This is a genomic window from Pseudonocardia charpentierae (assembly GCF_031845345.1).
Classification (GTDB): Bacteria; Actinomycetota; Actinomycetes; order Mycobacteriales; family Pseudonocardiaceae; genus Pseudonocardia; species Pseudonocardia charpentierae.
In genome coordinates this window covers 203,245-220,025 of the sequence record NZ_JAVREJ010000007.1, presented here as the reverse complement: position 1 = coordinate 220,025, position 16,781 = coordinate 203,245, and the positions used below count along the sequence as shown (strand labels likewise).

At 72.6% G+C, this 16,781-nt stretch carries 16 protein-coding genes; 9 read left to right on the top strand and 7 right to left on the bottom strand.

The window, feature by feature from the left end:
- Positions 1 to 40: 40 nt before the first annotated feature.
- On the top strand, positions 41 to 1,036 hold the full coding sequence (gene iolG / locus RM445_RS12960) for an inositol 2-dehydrogenase (RefSeq protein ID WP_311556469.1): 996 nt from the start codon (positions 41 to 43) through the stop codon (positions 1,034 to 1,036).
- 4 nt (positions 1,037 to 1,040) lie between these two features.
- On the opposite strand, the gene ppgK is transcribed toward iolG, so the two are convergent.
- The 4 genes from ppgK to RM445_RS12940 form a co-directional block, all read right to left on the bottom strand.
- Positions 1,041 to 1,778, bottom strand: a complete 738-nt coding sequence (gene ppgK / locus RM445_RS12955; RefSeq protein ID WP_311556468.1) for a polyphosphate--glucose phosphotransferase — start codon at positions 1,776 to 1,778, stop codon at positions 1,041 to 1,043.
- A gap of 686 nt (positions 1,779 to 2,464) precedes the next feature.
- Positions 2,465 to 2,995 (bottom strand): SLATT domain-containing protein, encoded by a 531-nt coding sequence (locus RM445_RS12950; RefSeq protein WP_311556467.1) that lies wholly within the window; start codon positions 2,993 to 2,995, stop codon positions 2,465 to 2,467.
- The gene (locus RM445_RS12945) at positions 2,992 to 3,495 is read right to left on the bottom strand and encodes a DUF4231 domain-containing protein (protein ID WP_311556466.1); all 504 of its coding nucleotides are present in this window, start codon (positions 3,493 to 3,495) and stop codon (positions 2,992 to 2,994) included. Before RM445_RS12945 ends, RM445_RS12950 begins: the two co-directional genes overlap by 4 nt.
- A gap of 10 nt (positions 3,496 to 3,505) precedes the next feature.
- Positions 3,506 to 4,228 carry a hypothetical protein gene (locus RM445_RS12940; RefSeq protein ID WP_311556465.1) on the bottom strand — a complete coding sequence of 241 codons (723 nt, stop codon included), beginning with the start codon at positions 4,226 to 4,228 and terminating at the stop codon, positions 3,506 to 3,508.
- Between the two features lie 205 nt (positions 4,229 to 4,433).
- On the opposite strand from RM445_RS12940, the gene RM445_RS12935 reads away from it, so the two are divergent.
- Positions 4,434 to 6,710 (top strand): carbon starvation CstA family protein, encoded by a 2,277-nt coding sequence (locus tag RM445_RS12935; protein ID WP_311556464.1) that lies wholly within the window; start codon positions 4,434 to 4,436, stop codon positions 6,708 to 6,710.
- The gene (locus RM445_RS12930; RefSeq protein WP_311556463.1) at positions 6,710 to 6,889 is read left to right on the top strand and encodes a YbdD/YjiX family protein; all 180 of its coding nucleotides are present in this window, start codon (positions 6,710 to 6,712) and stop codon (positions 6,887 to 6,889) included. Before RM445_RS12935 ends, RM445_RS12930 begins: the two co-directional genes overlap by 1 nt.
- Before the next feature lie 10 nt (positions 6,890 to 6,899).
- Here RM445_RS12930 and RM445_RS12925 read toward each other — a convergent pair whose 3' ends face one another.
- A complete protein-coding gene (locus RM445_RS12925) occupies positions 6,900 to 8,012 on the bottom strand; it encodes a YhjD/YihY/BrkB family envelope integrity protein (protein WP_311556462.1) in 1,113 nt (370 codons plus the stop codon).
- A 108-nt stretch (positions 8,013 to 8,120) separates the two neighbouring features.
- Between RM445_RS12925 and RM445_RS12920 the strand changes: the two genes are divergently transcribed.
- Genes RM445_RS12920 through RM445_RS12905 form a run of 4 tightly spaced genes read left to right on the top strand, consistent with a single transcriptional unit; the run spans position 8,121 to position 11,020 of the window.
- On the top strand, positions 8,121 to 8,948 hold the full coding sequence (locus tag RM445_RS12920) for a DUF4397 domain-containing protein (protein ID WP_311556461.1): 828 nt from the start codon (positions 8,121 to 8,123) through the stop codon (positions 8,946 to 8,948).
- Between the two features lie 14 nt (positions 8,949 to 8,962).
- Positions 8,963 to 9,622: a class F sortase gene (locus RM445_RS12915; RefSeq protein ID WP_311556460.1), complete on the top strand. Its 660-nt coding sequence runs from the start codon at positions 8,963 to 8,965 to the stop codon at positions 9,620 to 9,622.
- Positions 9,623 to 9,632: 10 nt separating this feature from the next.
- The gene (locus RM445_RS12910) at positions 9,633 to 10,211 is read left to right on the top strand and encodes an RNA polymerase sigma factor (RefSeq protein WP_311556459.1); all 579 of its coding nucleotides are present in this window, start codon (positions 9,633 to 9,635) and stop codon (positions 10,209 to 10,211) included.
- Positions 10,208 to 11,020, top strand: a complete 813-nt coding sequence (locus RM445_RS12905) for an anti-sigma factor (protein ID WP_311556458.1) — start codon at positions 10,208 to 10,210, stop codon at positions 11,018 to 11,020. Before RM445_RS12910 ends, RM445_RS12905 begins: the two co-directional genes overlap by 4 nt.
- A 19-nt stretch (positions 11,021 to 11,039) precedes the next feature.
- Here RM445_RS12905 and RM445_RS12900 read toward each other — a convergent pair whose 3' ends face one another.
- Entirely contained in the window at positions 11,040 to 11,813 is a 774-nt protein-coding gene (locus RM445_RS12900; protein ID WP_311556457.1) for an enoyl-CoA hydratase/isomerase family protein, read from the bottom strand.
- Positions 11,810 to 12,961, bottom strand: a complete 1,152-nt coding sequence (locus RM445_RS12895) for an acyl-CoA dehydrogenase family protein (protein ID WP_311556456.1) — start codon at positions 12,959 to 12,961, stop codon at positions 11,810 to 11,812. The genes RM445_RS12900 and RM445_RS12895 overlap by 4 nt, the downstream gene beginning before the upstream one ends.
- A gap of 213 nt (positions 12,962 to 13,174) precedes the next feature.
- Here RM445_RS12895 and RM445_RS12890 point away from each other — a divergent pair, with 213 nt between their 5' ends.
- Positions 13,175 to 14,839 carry a DHA2 family efflux MFS transporter permease subunit gene (locus tag RM445_RS12890; protein ID WP_311556455.1) on the top strand — a complete coding sequence of 555 codons (1,665 nt, stop codon included), beginning with the start codon at positions 13,175 to 13,177 and terminating at the stop codon, positions 14,837 to 14,839.
- Between the two features lie 100 nt (positions 14,840 to 14,939).
- Positions 14,940 to 16,781, top strand: a complete 1,842-nt coding sequence (locus tag RM445_RS12885; protein ID WP_311556454.1) for a hypothetical protein — start codon at positions 14,940 to 14,942, stop codon at positions 16,779 to 16,781.

The following is a 16,781-nucleotide window of genomic DNA, read 5'->3' as shown; positions in this document are numbered from 1 at the left end:
CCGTCTCCGGATCATTTCCCCGTCCTTCAAGGAGAAGTACATGGTGCGACTCGGTCTGATCGGCTGCGGCCGGATCGGGCGTGTGCACGCCGACTCGATCACCGTCCACCCGCGGGCCGAGCTGGCCCGGGTCGTCGACCCGTTCGAGTCGTCGGCCCGCGAGGTCGGCGAGAAGTTCGCCGCACCGTGGAGCACGGACGTCGAGGCCGTGATCGACGACCCGGCGATCGACGCCGTCGTCGTCGCGTCGCCGACACCCACGCACGTCGACCTGCTCATCCGGGCCGTCCGGACGGGCAAGGCGGTGCTCTGCGAGAAGCCGATCGACCTCGACATCGCACGGGTCGACGCCTGCTCCGCGGAGATCGGGGCGCTGACCGACCGGGTCATGCTCGGCTTCAACCGCCGCTTCGACCCGTCGTTCGCCGACATCCGCTCGCGGGTCGAGGCGGGCGAGATCGGCACGCTCGAGCAGCTGACGATCATCAGCCGCGACCCGGCACCGCCGCCCGCGACTTACGTTGCCACCTCGGGCGGCCTGTTCCGCGACATGACCATCCACGACTTCGACATGGCCCGCTTCTTCCTCGGCGACGTCGTCGAGGTCAGCGCGTCCGGCGCGAACCTGGTCTCGTCCGAGATCGCCGAGGCCGGCGACATCGACACCGCCGTGGTCGTCCTGCGCGGTGCCGGCGGTGCGCTGTGCTCGATCACCAACTCGCGGCGGGCCGCGTTCGGCTACGACCAGCGGCTCGAGGCGTTCGGCGCGCGCGGCATGCTGACCGCGGGCAACCAGCTGCCGACGAGCGTGCGCTTCTCGGGCGCCGACAGCACCGAGGTCGCGCCGCCGTACCACAACTTCTTCCTCGACCGGTACACGCCGGCCTACCGTGCGGAGCTCGACGCCTTCGTCACCGGCGTCGAGCCGGGCAGCACCTTCTCACCCGGGTTCGCCGACGGTCGTGCCGCGCTCGTGCTGGCCGACGCGGCAAACGAGAGCCTGCGCACGGGGGCGTCGGTGAAGGTCGGGCCCTGACCTGTCAGAGCTGACTGGTGGTGGCCATCGCCGCTCCGACGATGCCGGCGCTGTTCTGCAGCACCGCCGGCACGACCGGCGTGTTCACCTTCACGTACGGCAGGAACCGGTCGGCCTTCTTGCTCACGCCACCACCGATGATGATCAGGTCGGGGGACAGCAGGCGCTCGACGACCTGCAGGTAGTCCTGCACGCGGCCGGCCCACTTCTCCCAGTGCAGGCCCTGCTCCTCGCGGATGCGGTCCGAGGCGTGCAGCTCGGCGTCGGCCCCGTTGAGCTCGAGGTGGCCGAACTCGGTGTTGGGCACGAGGACGCCGTCGAGGAACAGGGCGCTGCCGATGCCGGTACCGAAGGTCAGCAGCAGGACGACCCCGTGCACGTTGCGACCGGCGCCGAAGGCGACCTCGGCGACGCCCGCGGCGTCGGCGTCGTTGAGGACGGTCGCGCGCCGGCCCGTGTGCTCGGTGAACAGCGCCGCCGCGTCCACACCGATCCAGTCCGGATGCAGGTTCGCCGCGGTGCCGATCACGCCGCGGCGGACGACGCCGGGGAACGTGACACCCATGGCGTCGGTCCCCTTCCAGTGCCCGGCCACGTCGGCGAGCACCGCCGCCACCGCGTCGGGGGTGGCGGGCCGCGGCGTCTCGAGCCGGAACCGCTCGTCAGCGAGGGCACCGCCCTCGACGTCGACGGGCGCACCCTTGATCCCCGAGCCTCCGATGTCGATGCCCAGAACGGTCATCGTGCCCTCCCCCGCTCGCGCCTGGACGTCAGCGTATCCGCAGACCGATCACGCGCTCGCCATGCAGTGCGCCGGTGATCACCGCGAACGTCGCCTCGTGGTCCCCGGGACAGCCACCGGGCGACGGTCGCGGCGATCAATCCCCGCGGCGAGCGGAGCGTCAGTCGGGTCGCGACCCCGCTCACGTCCCGCTCGGTAGCGGCGGTCAGGCATCCTTCCTCGGCGGACCTCCCCGACGGTGAGCCCTGGTCCGGGCCCTGGACGGTCCGCCGCATCGACCACCTCCTGCACGAGATCCTCGGCGCCCCGGTCCCACGCTCGGCTCCCCTGCTCCTGGCCGTCGACGGGCGCAGCGGCGGCGGGAAGACGACGGTGACGGGGCAGATCGTCGGCCGAGTCCCTGGTGCGGCCGTCGTGCACACCGACGACATCGCCTGGTACCACGCCATGTTCGACTGGTCGGCATTGATGATCGACGGGGTGCTCGCGCCGCTGCGCCGCGGCGAGGCCGTCGCCTACCGGCCGCCGCCCTGGGACGCGCGCGCCCGGACCGTTCCTTGCAGCCGAGCGGCCGTGGGAGCGGGCGGACGTCGTCGTGGACGGGGCCCCGGACCTGCCGCACGACCCCGTCACGGAACTGGTCGTCGGACGTCGCTGACGAGCCCGGGCACCGTGGCGCCGGAACCTCACTTGGCGGCGGACGGGTCCTTCGGCGCCACCGGAGGTGCGGGCGGCGCCGGCGCCGCGGACTTGACCACCAGCTGCCCCCACTGCCCCCGCTCGCTGCGGAACACGTCCTCGACGCGCTCGACCTCCTGCACGGGAACCCTCTCCGGGTCGACGTCCTCCCAGTCGACCTTCGCCTCCTCCAGGTTCCGGGCGGCGTCACCGTAGATCTTCTCGAGCTGCGGGAACCCGACGAGGGTCTCGAACGCGGTGACGGCCGCGGCGAGCGCCGCCAGCAGGGCACCCGCCACCGCCCATGCGGCCCGGGCCGTCCCGTTCGTCGACTGGGTGATGACGCCAGCCGCCGCGGCTCCGAGCAACAGAGCCGTACGGAGGATGACGGCCTGCCGGTGCGCAGAGGCGTACTCGGTGCGCCGGGCCCGGTAGAAGCGGAGCTGGTCGTCGATGCGGAGCCGCAGGTACAGCCGATGGAACGCGCGGGCGCGATCGGCCGCGGCCTCCGCCTGACGATCAACGGGTGCGTCCGTCACGAGGGCTCCTCCCCCGCACGGATCGAGAGCACCACCCGGCGCAGCACGCTCACCCGGTCCTCACCGGTGTACCGACCCGTCCGCGACAGGAAGCGGAAGCAGGCCGAGCGGAGCCGCTCCGCCTTGACCCGCTCCGTCATGAACTTCTCCAGCGCGTTGAACTCGTTCACAGCATTGCTCAGCACGGCGAGCAGCGCGCCGAGCAGGGCGAGCGCGAGGCCGGGCCACCGTTCCTGCGGGAAGACGGCCTGCAGGCCACCGAGGCCGGTCAGCAGGGCCGAGCCGGCGATGATGACGACCTGCTGGCGGCGGTAGCGGTGCTGGTGCCGCAGCGCCGAGAGGTCCGCCTCGTGGAACGCGGGGCCGACGACGTGGTCGACGGTGCTGATGTCGTCGGCCAGTTCCGGGTAGTCAGTGACCGCCTCCGGCACGACCGGGGGCGGGGACTCGCGGGGCGGGCGCCACAGCGGGAACCGGACCAGCAGCGCAGGACGTCTCATCGCGTGCTCCTCACGCTTGCGACAACAGCGCGTCGATCGTGGCGCGCACCTCGGCGGCATCCTGCACGGCGACCACGCGGGTCAGTGGCGAGGCGGCGATCGCCGCATCGCGTGGGTCCGCGGGACGCCCGGCACGGGCGTCGGCGATCGCGTCGGCCGTGCGGCCGGTTCCCGCCAGCACGACGACCGGCCGCCCGCGGTCGAGGCTGCCCTTCGCGTCGGCGTAGGTGATCTCGCCACCGTTCACGACCACCGTGACCGAGGCACATTCGCCCGCGATCACGTCCGCGACGTCGGTCAGCCACGGCGACTCGTCGCCCCATGCCTCACCGGGGACGAGGACGAGGTGGCTGTGGTGGCGCTCCGGCTCCGCCGCGTCGTCGATCGTCGGGCCGCCGGGGACGCGGACGGTCCCGGAAGCAGCCACGCCGACCAGGGGGAACACACCGTTCCGCTCGGCCCGCGCCCGGCCCAGCATGCGCATGACGCCGGAGTCGGTGCCCCCGTCGACGACGGCTGCGCCGTGCCGCTCGACCACCGGCAGCACGGCGTCGCGCAGCACCCGGGTCAGCACCTGCTGCGTCGCCTCGTCCATGCCTCCCGCCCCGCCGACCAGGACGAGCACGGGTCGGGGCCGTGGGACGCCGACATCGTCCAGGGCGGCGGCGATGTCGGCAGGCCGCACGACGCGGGCGAGCCGCGGCGAGGCCTCACCCGCGATCTGCTCGCCCACCCGGCCTCCCGTCGCCGCACCGGTGCCGTGCGCCACCGACGGTTGGCGAGGCTAGCGGTAACGGCTCTTGGACCGTCCGACCGGACGGTCTTCTCATCCATGCGGAGCGACCACTGCCGAAAGCGCTCGAAACACCTATATTCAGGGCCCCGCGAAGGAGCGCCGCAGCGCCGCAGAGCGCCCCAGCCGGACCCGGGAGGGCTCGATGACCACACGCTCCGCCGACGACAGGCCCGAGAACGAGGGCGGCCTCGCCCTCGACCCGGATCTGCCACCGCCGGCTGTCGACCCGCAGGTCCTCGACGAGCAGCGGGGGCGGTGGACGCCGCTGCGGATCGCCGCATGGGTCGGCGTAGCCCTGCTCGGCGGCGTGGCCTGGGTGATGATCGCCCTGATCCGCGGGGAGACGGTCAACGCCATCTGGTTCGTCTTCGCCGCCGTCTGCACCTACTTCATCGCCTACCGCTTCTACTCGACCTACATCGAGAAGCGCATCACGCAGGCGGACGACCGGCGCGCGACGCCGGCGGAGTACAACGAGAACGGCCAGGACTACATGCCGACCGACCGGCGTGTGCTCTACGGCCACCACTTCGCCGCCATCGCCGGCGCCGGACCCCTGGTGGGCCCGGTCCTGGCCGCGCAGTGGGGCTATCTGCCCGGCACGCTGTGGATCATCGTCGGGGTGATCCTGGCCGGGGCGGTCCAGGACTACCTGGTGCTGTTCTTCTCCATGCGTCGCGGCGGCCGGTCCCTGGGCCAGATGGCGCGGGAGGAACTCGGTCTGGTCGGCGGATTCGCCGCCCTGATCGCCACCCTCGCCATCATGGTGATCATCGTGGCGATCCTCGCCCTGGTGGTGGTCAACGCCCTCGGCGAGAGCCCCTGGGGCGTCTTCTCTGTCGCCATGACCATTCCGATCGCCCTGTTCATGGGCCTCTACCTGCGATTCTGGCGGCCGGGGAAGGTCAGCGAGGTCTCGGTCATCGGCTTCGTCCTGCTGATGGCGGCGATCATCGGCGGCGGTGCCGTCGCCGAGACCGAGTGGGGCACGGCGCTGTTCACCCTGGACCGCACCACCATCGCCTGGGCCATCATCATCTACGGCTTCATCGCCGCGGTGCTGCCCGTCTGGCTGCTGCTGGCCCCGCGCGACTACCTGTCGACGTTCATGAAGATCGGCACGATCATCATGCTCGCCGTGGCGATCGTGGTCGTGCAGCCGGCCATCGCCGCGCCCGCGGTGAGCGAGTTCGCCGGCCGCGCCGCGGGTGGGCCGGTGGTGTCGGGGCCGCTGTTCCCGTTCCTGTTCGTCACCATCGCCTGCGGTGCCCTGTCCGGGTTCCACGCCCTGATCTCGTCGGGGACGACCCCGAAACTGGTGGAGAAGGAGCGTCAGACCCGCCTGATCGGCTACGGCGGGATGCTCATGGAGTCGTTCGTCGCGATCATGGCCCTGGTCGCCGCCCTGTCGATCGACCGCGGCATCTACTTCGCCATGAACGCCTCCGCCGCCGCCACCGGCGGCACCGTGGAGACGGCTGCGGCGTTCGTCAACCAGCTCGGCCTGGTCGGAGTCAACATCACCCCCGACGTGCTGGCGCAGACCGCCCGCGACGTCGGCGAGGAGTCGATCGTCTCCCGCACCGGAGGCGCCCCCACCTTGGCCGTCGGGTTGGCGCACATCATGCAGCAGCTCATCGGCGGGTCCGGGCTGATGAGCTTCTGGTACCACTTCGCGATCATGTTCGAGGCGCTGTTCATCCTCACCGCCGTCGACGCCGGCACCCGCGTGGCCCGGTTCATGCTCCAGGACTTCGTCGGCAACTTCGCGCCGCGGTTCCGGGACACCTCGTGGCGCACCGGCGCCTGGATCTGCACCGCGATCATGGTCGCCGGCTGGGGCGCCATCCTGATCATGGGTGTCACCGACCCCCTCGGGGGGATCAACACGCTCTTCCCGCTCTTCGGCATCGCGAACCAGCTGCTCGCGGCGATCGCGCTGGCGGTGTGTATGGCCATCGTGGCCGGCCGGGGCCGGGTCGGGTTGCTGTGGGTGCCGATCGTGCCGCTGGCGTTCGCCACGGTCGTGACCGTCACCGCGTCGATGTACAAGATCTTCTCCTCGGTGCCGGCCATCGGCTACTGGGCGCAGCACTCGGCGTTCCGGGACGCGCTCGCGCGGGGCGAGACCAGCTTCGGCACGGCGAAGAACGTCGAGGCGATGGAAGCGGTGGTGCGCAACACCTTCATCCAGGGCACCCTGTCGATTATCTTCGTCACCCTCACCGTCATCGTGATCGGTGCAGCGCTGCTCGCGACGATCAGGTCGCTGCGGGCGGGCGGGCGGCGCAGCGCCGAGGACGAGCCGCTGCCGTCGAAGATCTACGCACCCTCCGGGTTCTTCCCGGTGCCCGCCGAGCGGGAGCTGGAGAAGGAATGGGCCCAGGCGGTGCCACCCCGGGCCCGGGGCCACCACTGATGGAGACCCTCCGCGGGCTGCTCTGGTGGGTGCGCGGGGTGCTGGGCGAGCACGCCTACGACCAGTACCTCGCCCACCACCGCCGCAGCGGACACACCGAGCCGCCCATGACCGAACGCGAGTACTGGCGGGCCCGCACCGACCACCAGGAACACCACCCGGAGGGCCGCTGCTGCTGACGCGGCCGGTCTAGCGCGCGGAGTCGGCGCCGCGGCGTGGGGTGCGCAACCAGACGCCGAGCACCACGCCGACGCCGAGCGCGACGCCGAGCCCCGCACCGAGCGCGCCGGACGACGGTGGCCGGACGTCGGCAGCCGGTGTCCGGACGGGGGCGCGCTCGACAACAGGACCGGCGACGACCGCGGAGGCGGGCTCCGCGTCCGGGGTGGGCTCGGCCGGGAGCTCGTTGCCGCGGGCCGTCGCCGCCCACGCCGCGAGGAGCAGCGCGAACCGCGCCACGAGGTAGAGGAACAGCAGCAGGCCCAGCAGCGGCCCGAACACTGCACCGCCTGCAGTGCCGCTGACGCTGCCGATCGTCAGCGCCGTCGCCTGCTTGAGCACCTCGAAACCCACCGCCCCCACCAGCGCGGCACGGACCGTGCCCCGGCGCGGCACTGCCGTCCGGGGGAGCCGGGTGAGCACCCAGTAGAAGAGGAGGAACCCGGTGCCCAGTCCGAGCACCAGCGCCGCGCCGGTCACGACCAGCGCGCCTGCGCTGCCGTCGGACAGGCCCAGCCGGGCCAGGCCGACGTCGAGCACGCCGGTCGCGAGCACCGACACGCTGATCGAGCCCAGCAGCGTCACCCCGAGGACGACCAGCACCCGTAGGTCGTGCCAGAAGCGGGCCACCGACGTCGGGCGCAGCGCGGGCAGCGCCCACTGGGCGGAGACGGCCTCCCGCAGGTTGGACGTCCACCAGATCCCCGACCACAGGGCGGCGAGCAGCCCCAGCCCCGCCACCGCGTTGCGCTGCGCGACGGCCTCGTCGAGGAACGGGATCACGGCGTCGGACAGCGCGCCGGGCACGGCGTCGGTGATCGCCTCGCGTAGGTCGTCGAGGAGCGTCGGGTTGAGCCACAGCACGTAACCGGCGGCACCGAAGCCCACCATGAGCAGCGGGACGGCGGTCAGCACGCTGAAGAACGTGACCGCGGCGGCGAAGTGGTTGCCGCGCTGCTGGAAGTACCGCTCGCCGGTACGGGACAGGTGGTCGAGCCACTCGTGCCGGGCACGCAGCCTCGCCGTCGTGGCTCGCACGCGGTCGCGCCGCTGCAGCACGGCGTCGACGAGGGGAACGGCCACGCGTCACCTGTCTCGGTCCGACGAAAAATGTGCGCCGAGGTGCATCCACACGAGGGCGGGCGCCCGTAGAGCAGATGACAGGTTCCCACGCCTTCAGCAGGAGTTGCGATGCGACTGAATCACCTGGCTCGACACGCCGGCCTCGCCGTCGGCGGCGCCCTCGCCCTCGCCCTCGTCGCCGCGCCCGCCGCGGTGGCCCAGGAGACCGCCACCGTCTACGTCGTGCACGGCGTCCCGGACACCCCGGTCGACGTGTACGTCGACGGCAAGCGCGCGATCGACGACTTCGAGCCCGGCACCAGCCAGGGCCCCGTGCAGCTCCCGGCGGGCCCGCACAAGCTGGCGCTCTTCGCCGCCGACGCCGTCGACGGTTCCGGTTCCCCGCTGCTCTCGACGGACGCCGACCTGCCCGCGGGCGGGAACGTGACCGTGGTCGCGCACCTCGACGAGGGCGGCAACCCGAAGATCACCCCCTTCGTCAACGACGTCTCGTCGGTCCCGGCCGGACAGGCCCGGCTGGTCGTGCGGCACACCGCCGCGGCACCGGCCGTCGACGTGCTGGCCGGCGGTCAGCCGGTGATCGAGGGTCTGTCCAACGGGCAGGAGAAGGCGCTGGAGGTGCCGGCGGGCTCGGTCTCGGCGGCCGTCGCAGCGGCAGGTACCACCGACCCGGTGATCGGCCCGGCCGACGTCGACCTCAAGGAGGGCACCGCGACGTTCGTCCAGGCCATCGGCAAGCTCGACGGCGGCAAGCTGAGCCTCGTCTCGTTCACCGTGTCCGACCTGCACAGCTCGCCGTCCGGCGTTCCGTCCGGGGCACCGTCCGGTGCTCCCGCTGACGGAGGCGCACCGGCGTGGCTGCTCGTCACCACGCTCGCCGGCCTGAGCGTCGTCGCCGTGTCGGCGGTCCGCCTGCGTTCGGCCGCTCGACGCTGAACGCGGACATGCACGTGACGAGCGCGCCGGGCCACAGGACTCGGTCCGGCGCGCTCGTCGGTCTGCTGGCGGGTCTCGTGCTCGTGCTCGCACCGATCGGCGTGTGGGCGGCGACTCCCGCACCGGTGGTCGCCGCCGCACCTCCGGTCGCTCCAGCCCTTCCCGCCGCTCCTCCCGTCGCCGCCGTGCTGCCCGAGGTCGGGTCCACCGCACCGACGGCACCGGAGCCGCCCGTGCGCATCCGGCTCCCCGCACTCGGGGTGGACGCGCCGGTCGCACCGGTGGGGATCGACGATCGGGGCCGGATGGCCGTGCCGCTCGACGTGGCGACCGTCGGCTGGTACCGCTACGGCTCCGGTCCCGGAGCCACCGCGGGCTCGGCGGTCCTGTCCGGCCACGTCGACGACCGGGAGCAGGGGTACGGCGCCTTCCACAAGCTGGGCGACCTCGCACCCGGCGACCCGGTCACCGTCGATCTCGCCGGTGGCGGCGTCGTGGCCTACCGCGTGGAGGCCGTCAGCCGGTTCCCGAAGACCGATCTCCCCGTCGGCGAGGTGTTCGCCCGCGACGGCGCACCCCGGTTGACGCTCGTGACGTGCGGAGGTCAGTTCGATTATCGAGAACACGGGTACACCGAGAACGTGGTGGTGGTCGCCCGGCCGGACGTCTCATGAGGACGCCGCGGTGAGCGACGCCGAACGGCTGCGTCCCACGGCCCGATCCGATGCCGGATCCGCTGCCCCGGCGACGCTGGAGCAGCGGTTCGCCGCGGGCGACCAGGCCGCGCTGCGCGAGGCCTACGACCGGCACGGAAGCGCGGTCTACGCGATCGCGCTGCGGTGCCTGCGCGCTCACCACGACGCCGAAGACGTCACGCAGCAGGTGTTCGTCCGCGCCTGGCGCAGCCGCAGCACCTTCGACCCGGAGCGGGGGACGCTCGGGGCCTGGCTCGTCGGGATCACCCGCCATCAGGTCACCGACCGGCTCGCGGGCCGGCTCCGCGACCTGCGGACCGCCGACCGGGCTGGGCACGCCGCGCCGCCGTCGGGCCCGGCACCGGTGTCGGAGCAGGTCGTCGATGCGGTCGTCGTGGCCGACGAGCTGGGCAGGCTCACCCCGCAGGTCCGGGCGGTGGTGCGGCTGGCGTTCTTCGACGACCTCACGCATCAACAGATCGCCGCGGTGACGGGATTGCCTCTCGGTACCGTCAAGAGCCACCTGCGCCGCGGGTTGGACAGACTGAGACGGGGGTGGGCCGGATGAACGCGCCGCACCCCGATGCCGAGCAGCTGACCCTCGCCGCCCTGCCGGCGGAGCAGTCCGACCCGGAGGTGGCCGCCCACCTGCTCGTGTGCACCCAGTGCCGGGCAGAGGTCGACGAGCTCCGCCGTACCGTCGAACTGGCACGTGCGGACGGGGTCGACGAGCCGCTGCCGGCCCCGCCGACGCGGGTGTGGCAGGCGATCCTCGAGGAGCTGGCCGGCGACGAGACCGACGGCCGCGGCGCACCGGAGCGCAACGGGCAGGGCACGCACGAACCCGTCGTGCGAGGTGGCCGCGACGTCCCGGAGCACGACGGCGGAACGGACGAGGCGCCCGTACCGCTCCGGCCTGCGCGGCGATGGCGGCGCTCGCTTGTCGGCGTGGCAGCGGCCGCCGTCGTCGGTCTCGGTGTCGGGGTCGGCATCGGTGTCGGGGTCGGCGGCTCCGGCGGGGAGCCCGACCCGACCCCCGTCGTGCAGCTCGGCCCCGTCGGGTTCGCCGACCCGAGCGCCAGCGGCACCGCCGCGATGGTCGATCGCGACGGCGACCAGCGAATGGTCGTCGAGCTGCGTGGTGTCACGAACCTCGCCGGGGGCGACTACCTCGAGGCCTGGCTGATGGACTCGGGCGGCAGCCGGTTGCTGCCGCTGGGCGCGCTGGCCCGGCACGGCGAGGAGTTCCGCGGCGAGTTCACGATCCCGGCCGGGCTGCCTGCCGGGGAGTTCGACCGGGTGGACGTGTCCGCGGAGCGGTTCGACGGCGACCCGGGGCACTCGACGGTGAGCCTGCTGCGCGGCGACCTGGCCTGACGGGCCGGTCGGGGAGGCGTCACTCGACGAACCTCGGCGCCCGGCGCTCGCGGAACGCCGCCACACCCTCCCGGCCCTCGGCGTCCGTCACCGACTCGGCGATCGCGTCCGCCTCGGCGTCGAGCTGGGCGTCGAGGTCGCCATCGGCCCGCACGAGCCGCTTCGTCCGACTCAGCGCGCGGGTGGGTCCGTCGGCGAGTCGCTGCGCCAGCCCGAGTGCCTCGGTGTCGACCTGGTCGTCCGGCACGACCGTCGCGACCAATCCCATCGCGAGCGCCTCCTCCGCGAGGAGCACCCGGTCGGTCAGCAGGATGTGCCGGGCCCGCGCGGCGCCGACCGCCCGGGGCAGCGTCCAGGTCAGCCCGCCGTCCGGGGAGAGCCCGATGGCGGAGTAGGCGGGACGCAGCCCCATCGAAGCGCCCGCGACCGCGATGTCCGCGGCCAGGACCAGGCTCATCCCTGCGCCGGCCGCCCAGCCGCGCACCGCCGCGACGACCGGTACGGGTACCTCGACGAGCGCCCTGACGAGGTCGTGGAGCTCCCCCGCCAGTTCTCGCACCGACGACCGGATGTCAGCCCCGTCGGCGCCCGCCGTGGCGAAGATGCCGACGTCCGCGCCCGTGCAGAAGTGCGCCCCCTCGCCAGCGAGCAGCACGGCGCCGACGTCCGGTTCGAGGGCGCGCAGTGCCGCGGTCACCGCGCACACCGCGTCGAAGTCGAGGGTCCCGTGCCGGGCCGCGTCGCTCACGACGCAACGCAGCACGCGCCCCGTCCGGGTGACGGCCGCCGTCATAGCCCGAGGTCCCGACCGACGACCTCTTTCATGATCTCCGTGGTGCCCCCGTAGATCCGCGTGACCCGCGCGTCGGCGTACGCCCGCGCGACCGGGTACTCGTTCATGAACCCGTAGCCGCCGTGCAGCTGCAGGCAGCGGTCGATCGCCCGGCCCTGCAGCTCCGTGGTCCACCACTTGGCCTTCGCCGCGTCCACCGCCGTCAGCTCGCCGTCGTTGAGCGCGCGGACGCAGTCGTCGACGTAATGCTGCGCGACGTCGAGCTCGGTGGCGATCTCGGCGAGGACGAACCGCGAGTTCTGGAACGTCCCGACGGGCTGCCCGAACGCCCGCCGGTCCTTGACGTAGGCGAGCGTCATCTCCAGCACCGACCGGACGGACGCCACCGCGGCGACCGCGATCGACAGCCGCTCCCGCGGCAGGTTCGCCACGAGCTGCACGAAACCCTGGCCCTCCTGCGGTCCGAGCAGGTTCCCGACCGGGACGTGCACGTCGTCGAAGAACAGCTCGGCCGTGTCCTGGGCGTGCTGGCCGAGCTTGTCCAGGTTGCGGCCCCGGGTGAAGCCCGCCATGCCGCGCTCGAGGATGAGCAGCGACATGCCGCGGTGGCGCTCGGTGGGGTCGGTCTTGACCGCGGTGATCACCAGATCGGCGTGGATCCCGTTGGTGATGAAGGTCTTCGCGCCGTTGACGACGTAGTGGTCGCCCTTCCGGATGGCGGTGGTGGCCATCGACGCCAGGTCCGACCCGATGCCGGGCTCGGTCATGCCGATCGCGGTGACCAGCTCGCCGGAGACGATGCCGGGCAGCCAGCGCTGCTTCTGCTCCTCGGTGCAGTAGCCGAGGAAGTAGGGCAGGCAGATGTCGTTGTGCAGGGCGATGCCGAGCCCGGCGCCCGCATCCGGGACCCGGAGGAGCTCCTCGCCGAGCACGGCGTTGAACCGGAAGTCGGCCACTCCCCCGCCGTCGTACTCCTCCGGGACCTCCATGCCGAGGAACCCCTGCCGGCCTGCGGCGGTGAAGAGTTCCCGGGGCGTGATCCCGGCGGCACTCCACTCGTCGACGTGGGGGGCGATCTCCTTGTCGACGAAGGTGCGCACCGAGGCCCGGAAGGCCTCGTGGTCGTCGTCGTAGAGCGTGCGGCGCATGTGGCCTCCTCGTACCGGCGGCCACGGCAACCCCGACGCCCTGTGGCCGCGGTCACCATCCTACCGGCGCCCGCCACCTCCCGCGCCGCATCGACCACCCGTTGCAGCATGCCTGTCGAATTCGTCCGGATCATCACTGAAGAACGAATTCCGGGGTCACCCGATATCGCCGTGGAAAAGGCAGCGATGTCACATTGTGCAAGACTGATAGCTATGGCAACTCCTGCCGTGGAACGCCCCGCCGTCGTCGGTACGACGGTGGAGGCGCCGCGAGCGAACGGGCGTGCGACCACCCCGCCGGCACCACCCGCACCGCCCTCTCCCGCACCGCGGACCACCGCCCCGCCGCCCGCACCGGCCGCCCCCACTCCTGCGCCCCAGCAGGGCTGGGGCCTGCCGATGATCGTGCTGATCACCGGCATGTTCATGTCGGTGCTGGACGTCAGCATCGTCAACGTCGCGATCCCTACGATGCAGCGCGACTTCGGGTCGACGACCGAGGAGATCCAGTGGGTGGCCACGGCCTACTCGCTGGCGTTGGGCGTGGTCGTGCCGGTGAGCGCGTGGTGCGGCGACCGGTTCGGCTCCACCCGCGTCTACAACATCTCGCTGATCGGCTTCGCCGCGGGATCGGCGCTGTGCGGTCTGGCCTGGAACCTGAACTCCATGATCGTGTTCCGGGTCATCCAGGCGATCCCCGGTGGCGTGCTGCCGGTGGTGACGCTGACGATCCTCTACCGCATCGTGCCGAAGGAGAAGATCGGCGCGGCGATGGGCATGTACGGGCTCGGGATCATCGTCGCGCCGGCCGTCGGCCCGACGCTCGGCGGTTATCTCGTGGAGTACGTCGACTGGCGGCTGATCTTCTTCATCAACGTGCCCGTCGGCATCGTCGGCTTCTTCGCGGCGTTGATCATCCTGCCGCGCTTCCCGGGTGCCTACCAGGGCCGCTTCGACGTGCTGGGCTTCCTCACGATCGGCACGGGGCTGTTCACCCTCCTGCTCGCACTGACCGAGGGCCAGGACTGGGGCTGGACGTCCTACAAGGTCCTCATCCTGCTCACGGTGGCCGTGCTCAGCTTCGCCCTGTTCATCGTGATCGAGCTCGAGGTCGACCGCCCGCTGCTCGACGTGCGAGTCTTCCGCTTCTGGCCGTTCACCAACTCGCTGCTGCTGATCTCGGTGCTGTCGGTGGGCCTGTTCACGGTGCTGTTCTACATACCGCTCTACCTGCAGCAGTCCCAGGGGCTGGGGGCCTTCGAGGCCGGGCTGCTCCTGCTGCCCCAGGCGCTGGTCATGGCGGTGTGCATGCCGGTCGCCGGCCGGGTGTACGACCGCTTCGGCCCCCGCTGGCCCGCCGTGATCGGCCTGACGATCGTCGCGTGGGGCACCTACGAGCTGCACGTGCTGACGCTCGAGACCTCGCACGGGCACCTGATCTGGCTGCTCTGCCTGCGCGCCTTCGGCATGGGCATCGCGATGATGCCGATCATGACCGGCGGCATCGCGGCCGTGCCCCCCTCGATGGTCAGCCGGGCCAGCGCCTTCAACAACGTGGTGCAGCGCACCTCCGCCGCGCTGGGCCTGGCGGTGTTGACCGCCATGGTCAGCCGCACCCAGGCGCAGCTCGGGGCCGACCGGGCCGGGATGATGAGTTCGGGCACGGACATGCCCGTGCTCGGGTCCGGCCAGGCGGGTGAGTTCGCGGGGATGTACGCCACCTACCAGCAGCTGCAGGCCCAGATCTTCGTCGAGGCGATGGACGGGTTGTACATCGTCACCGCGGTGATCACGACGGTGGGCGTCGGGCTCGCCCTGCTGCTGCGTTCCGGCCCGGCTCCCAAGGCCAAGGGCCCCGCCGTGCACGTCGAGGTCTGAAAACAGAGCGTGACACGCCCGACAGAGGTATCACGGACGCCCTCCCACGCCTCTATGCGGTATCGACACCGCGACACCTGCAGCGGCGACGGGTGGTGCCGTGCGGAACGCACGCGCGCTTCTGTGGGCGTGCCCGCTCTACGTCGCGCTGCTCGTGGTGCTGTTCCTCGGCGAACCGGACCACGGCGTCGAGGCCGTGCAGTGGGTCGCCGGGGCCCTGCTCGCCGCTCTGGTGGCGCTGGTCGTGCACCGCAGCGGCCTGCTCCGTAGGCGGCCACGGGTCTACCTCAGCCACCGGCGGTCCGACTCCGCCGCCGAGACCGGCCGCGTCGTCGCCGCGCTGCGTCGCCGCTACGGCAGGGGCGCGGTCGTCGTGGGGCCGCCTGCGGTGCGGTCGGGGTCGTCGCTGCGCGAGGAGGTGGGCCGGGCCGTGTCCCGGTGCGACGTCGTCTGCATCGTGATCGGCACCGACTGGACCGCGAGCACGAACAGCAGTGGCAGGCGACGCCTGATGCACGTGCGCGACCCGGTGCGGGTCGAGGTCGAGACGGCGCTGCACGCCGGTGTGGCGACCCTGCCGGTGCTGGTCGACGGGGCGTCGGCACCCGACCCGGACGACCTCCCGGAGACGATGCGCGAACTGGCCGACCGGCCGGCGGTGACGGTTCCCCCCGGACCGGCCACGACGCGCCACGACGACCTGTTCGTCCGGCTCGACGCGCAGGTCCGAGCCGACCCTGCCGATCCGGATGCGCGGCCTCCCCGCCTCCGGTGGAGTCACCGGCTCACGATGGTGGGCGTGGCGCTGGTGTTGCTCGCGCCCTTCGGGATCCGGCTGGTGTCCGATACCGTCGACGGCGTCGGGTACCTCGACGAGCCCACCGTGGCCCCGGACGGCGTGCACGTCGTCGCGGTCGTGCGCGGCGGGTTGTGGGCGCCCCCGGCGCTGCGGATCTGGAACAGCCTGACCGGCAACACCGAGGCCGAGTACCGATACGGCACCGACGAGCCGTCCGCGGGGGCGCTGACCTGGTCGCCGGACAGCAGGACGGTGGCCGTCGGCGACGACGACGGCCGCCTGACCCTCCGCGCCGCCGACACCCTGACGGCGACGCGCAGCCTGGCCGGGTACCGCGGCTCCTTCCGCGCGACGGGGCTCGAATGGTCGCCCGACGGCTCCCGGCTCGCCGCCGTCGACGGTACGGGTGCCCTGCAGGTCTGGCGCGCGGTCGACGGGGCGCTGCTCGGCAGCACCCGGGTCTTCGCGTCCTACACCGGGCGGGTCGCGTGGTCGCCGCGGTCCGACGCCGTCGTCGTCCGCTGCGACGAGGCGAACGAGCTGGTGGTGGTCGACGTGTCGGCCGGGGGCCCGGGCCCGGTGCGGCGCCTCGCGGCACCCGGCCCCGCGAGCAGCGTCGCCTGGTCGCCGGACGGCACGGCGCTCGCGGCCGGGTTCTCGGCGACGCCGCACCTGGTGCTGTTCCACCGCCTCCCCGTGGGCTTCACGACCCAGCCCGTCGCCCGCCAGGACGCGCACGTCGGTGCCGTCGCCTGGTCCCCGGACGGCACGGCGGTCGCCACGGCCAGCACCGCGCCGGCCGGCGACGGCGTGGTGCGGGTGTTCGACGGCCGCACCGGCGCCGCGACCGGCCGCTTTCCCGGAGGTCCGGCGCTGGAGCAGAACCCGCTCTGGGCGCCGGGAAGCGACGCCGTCGCCGTCGCGGACACGGGCGGGATCGTCACGTGGCCGGTGCACGGGGCGGCCCCGGGCCGCTGGGACAGCGCGCAGCGGCAGTTCGGTTCCCGCCTGCTCGCCTGGACCGCTGACAACCGCCTGCTCGCGGCAGGCGGCCGCGACCACGTCGTGCGGGTCTGGCGGCAGGGGAAGGCGGACCCCGTCGCCGAGTGGTCGGTCAGCGCCTGGTCGATGCTGCTGCGCTGA

What these genes read in the sequence shown, in the direction of transcription:
- RM445_RS12905 (WP_311556458.1), top strand. Translation starts at nt 10,208, where the DNA reads ATGAACGCGCCGCACCCCGATGCCGAGCAGCTGACCCTCGCCGCCCTG.
- RM445_RS12945 (WP_311556466.1), bottom strand. Translation starts at nt 3,495, where the DNA reads ATGAGACGTCCTGCGCTGCTGGTCCGGTTCCCGCTGTGGCGCCCGCCC.
- RM445_RS12930 (WP_311556463.1), top strand. Translation starts at nt 6,710, where the DNA reads ATGGAGACCCTCCGCGGGCTGCTCTGGTGGGTGCGCGGGGTGCTGGGC.
- RM445_RS12900 (WP_311556457.1), bottom strand. Translation starts at nt 11,813, where the DNA reads ATGACGGCGGCCGTCACCCGGACGGGGCGCGTGCTGCGTTGCGTCGTG.
- ppgK (WP_311556468.1), bottom strand. Translation starts at nt 1,778, where the DNA reads ATGACCGTTCTGGGCATCGACATCGGAGGCTCGGGGATCAAGGGTGCG.
- iolG (WP_311556469.1), top strand. Translation starts at nt 41, where the DNA reads ATGGTGCGACTCGGTCTGATCGGCTGCGGCCGGATCGGGCGTGTGCAC.
- RM445_RS12895 (WP_311556456.1), bottom strand. Translation starts at nt 12,961, where the DNA reads ATGCGCCGCACGCTCTACGACGACGACCACGAGGCCTTCCGGGCCTCG.
- RM445_RS12935 (WP_311556464.1), top strand. Translation starts at nt 4,434, where the DNA reads ATGACCACACGCTCCGCCGACGACAGGCCCGAGAACGAGGGCGGCCTC.
- RM445_RS12890 (WP_311556455.1), top strand. Translation starts at nt 13,175, where the DNA reads ATGGCAACTCCTGCCGTGGAACGCCCCGCCGTCGTCGGTACGACGGTG.
- RM445_RS12920 (WP_311556461.1), top strand. Translation starts at nt 8,121, where the DNA reads ATGCGACTGAATCACCTGGCTCGACACGCCGGCCTCGCCGTCGGCGGC.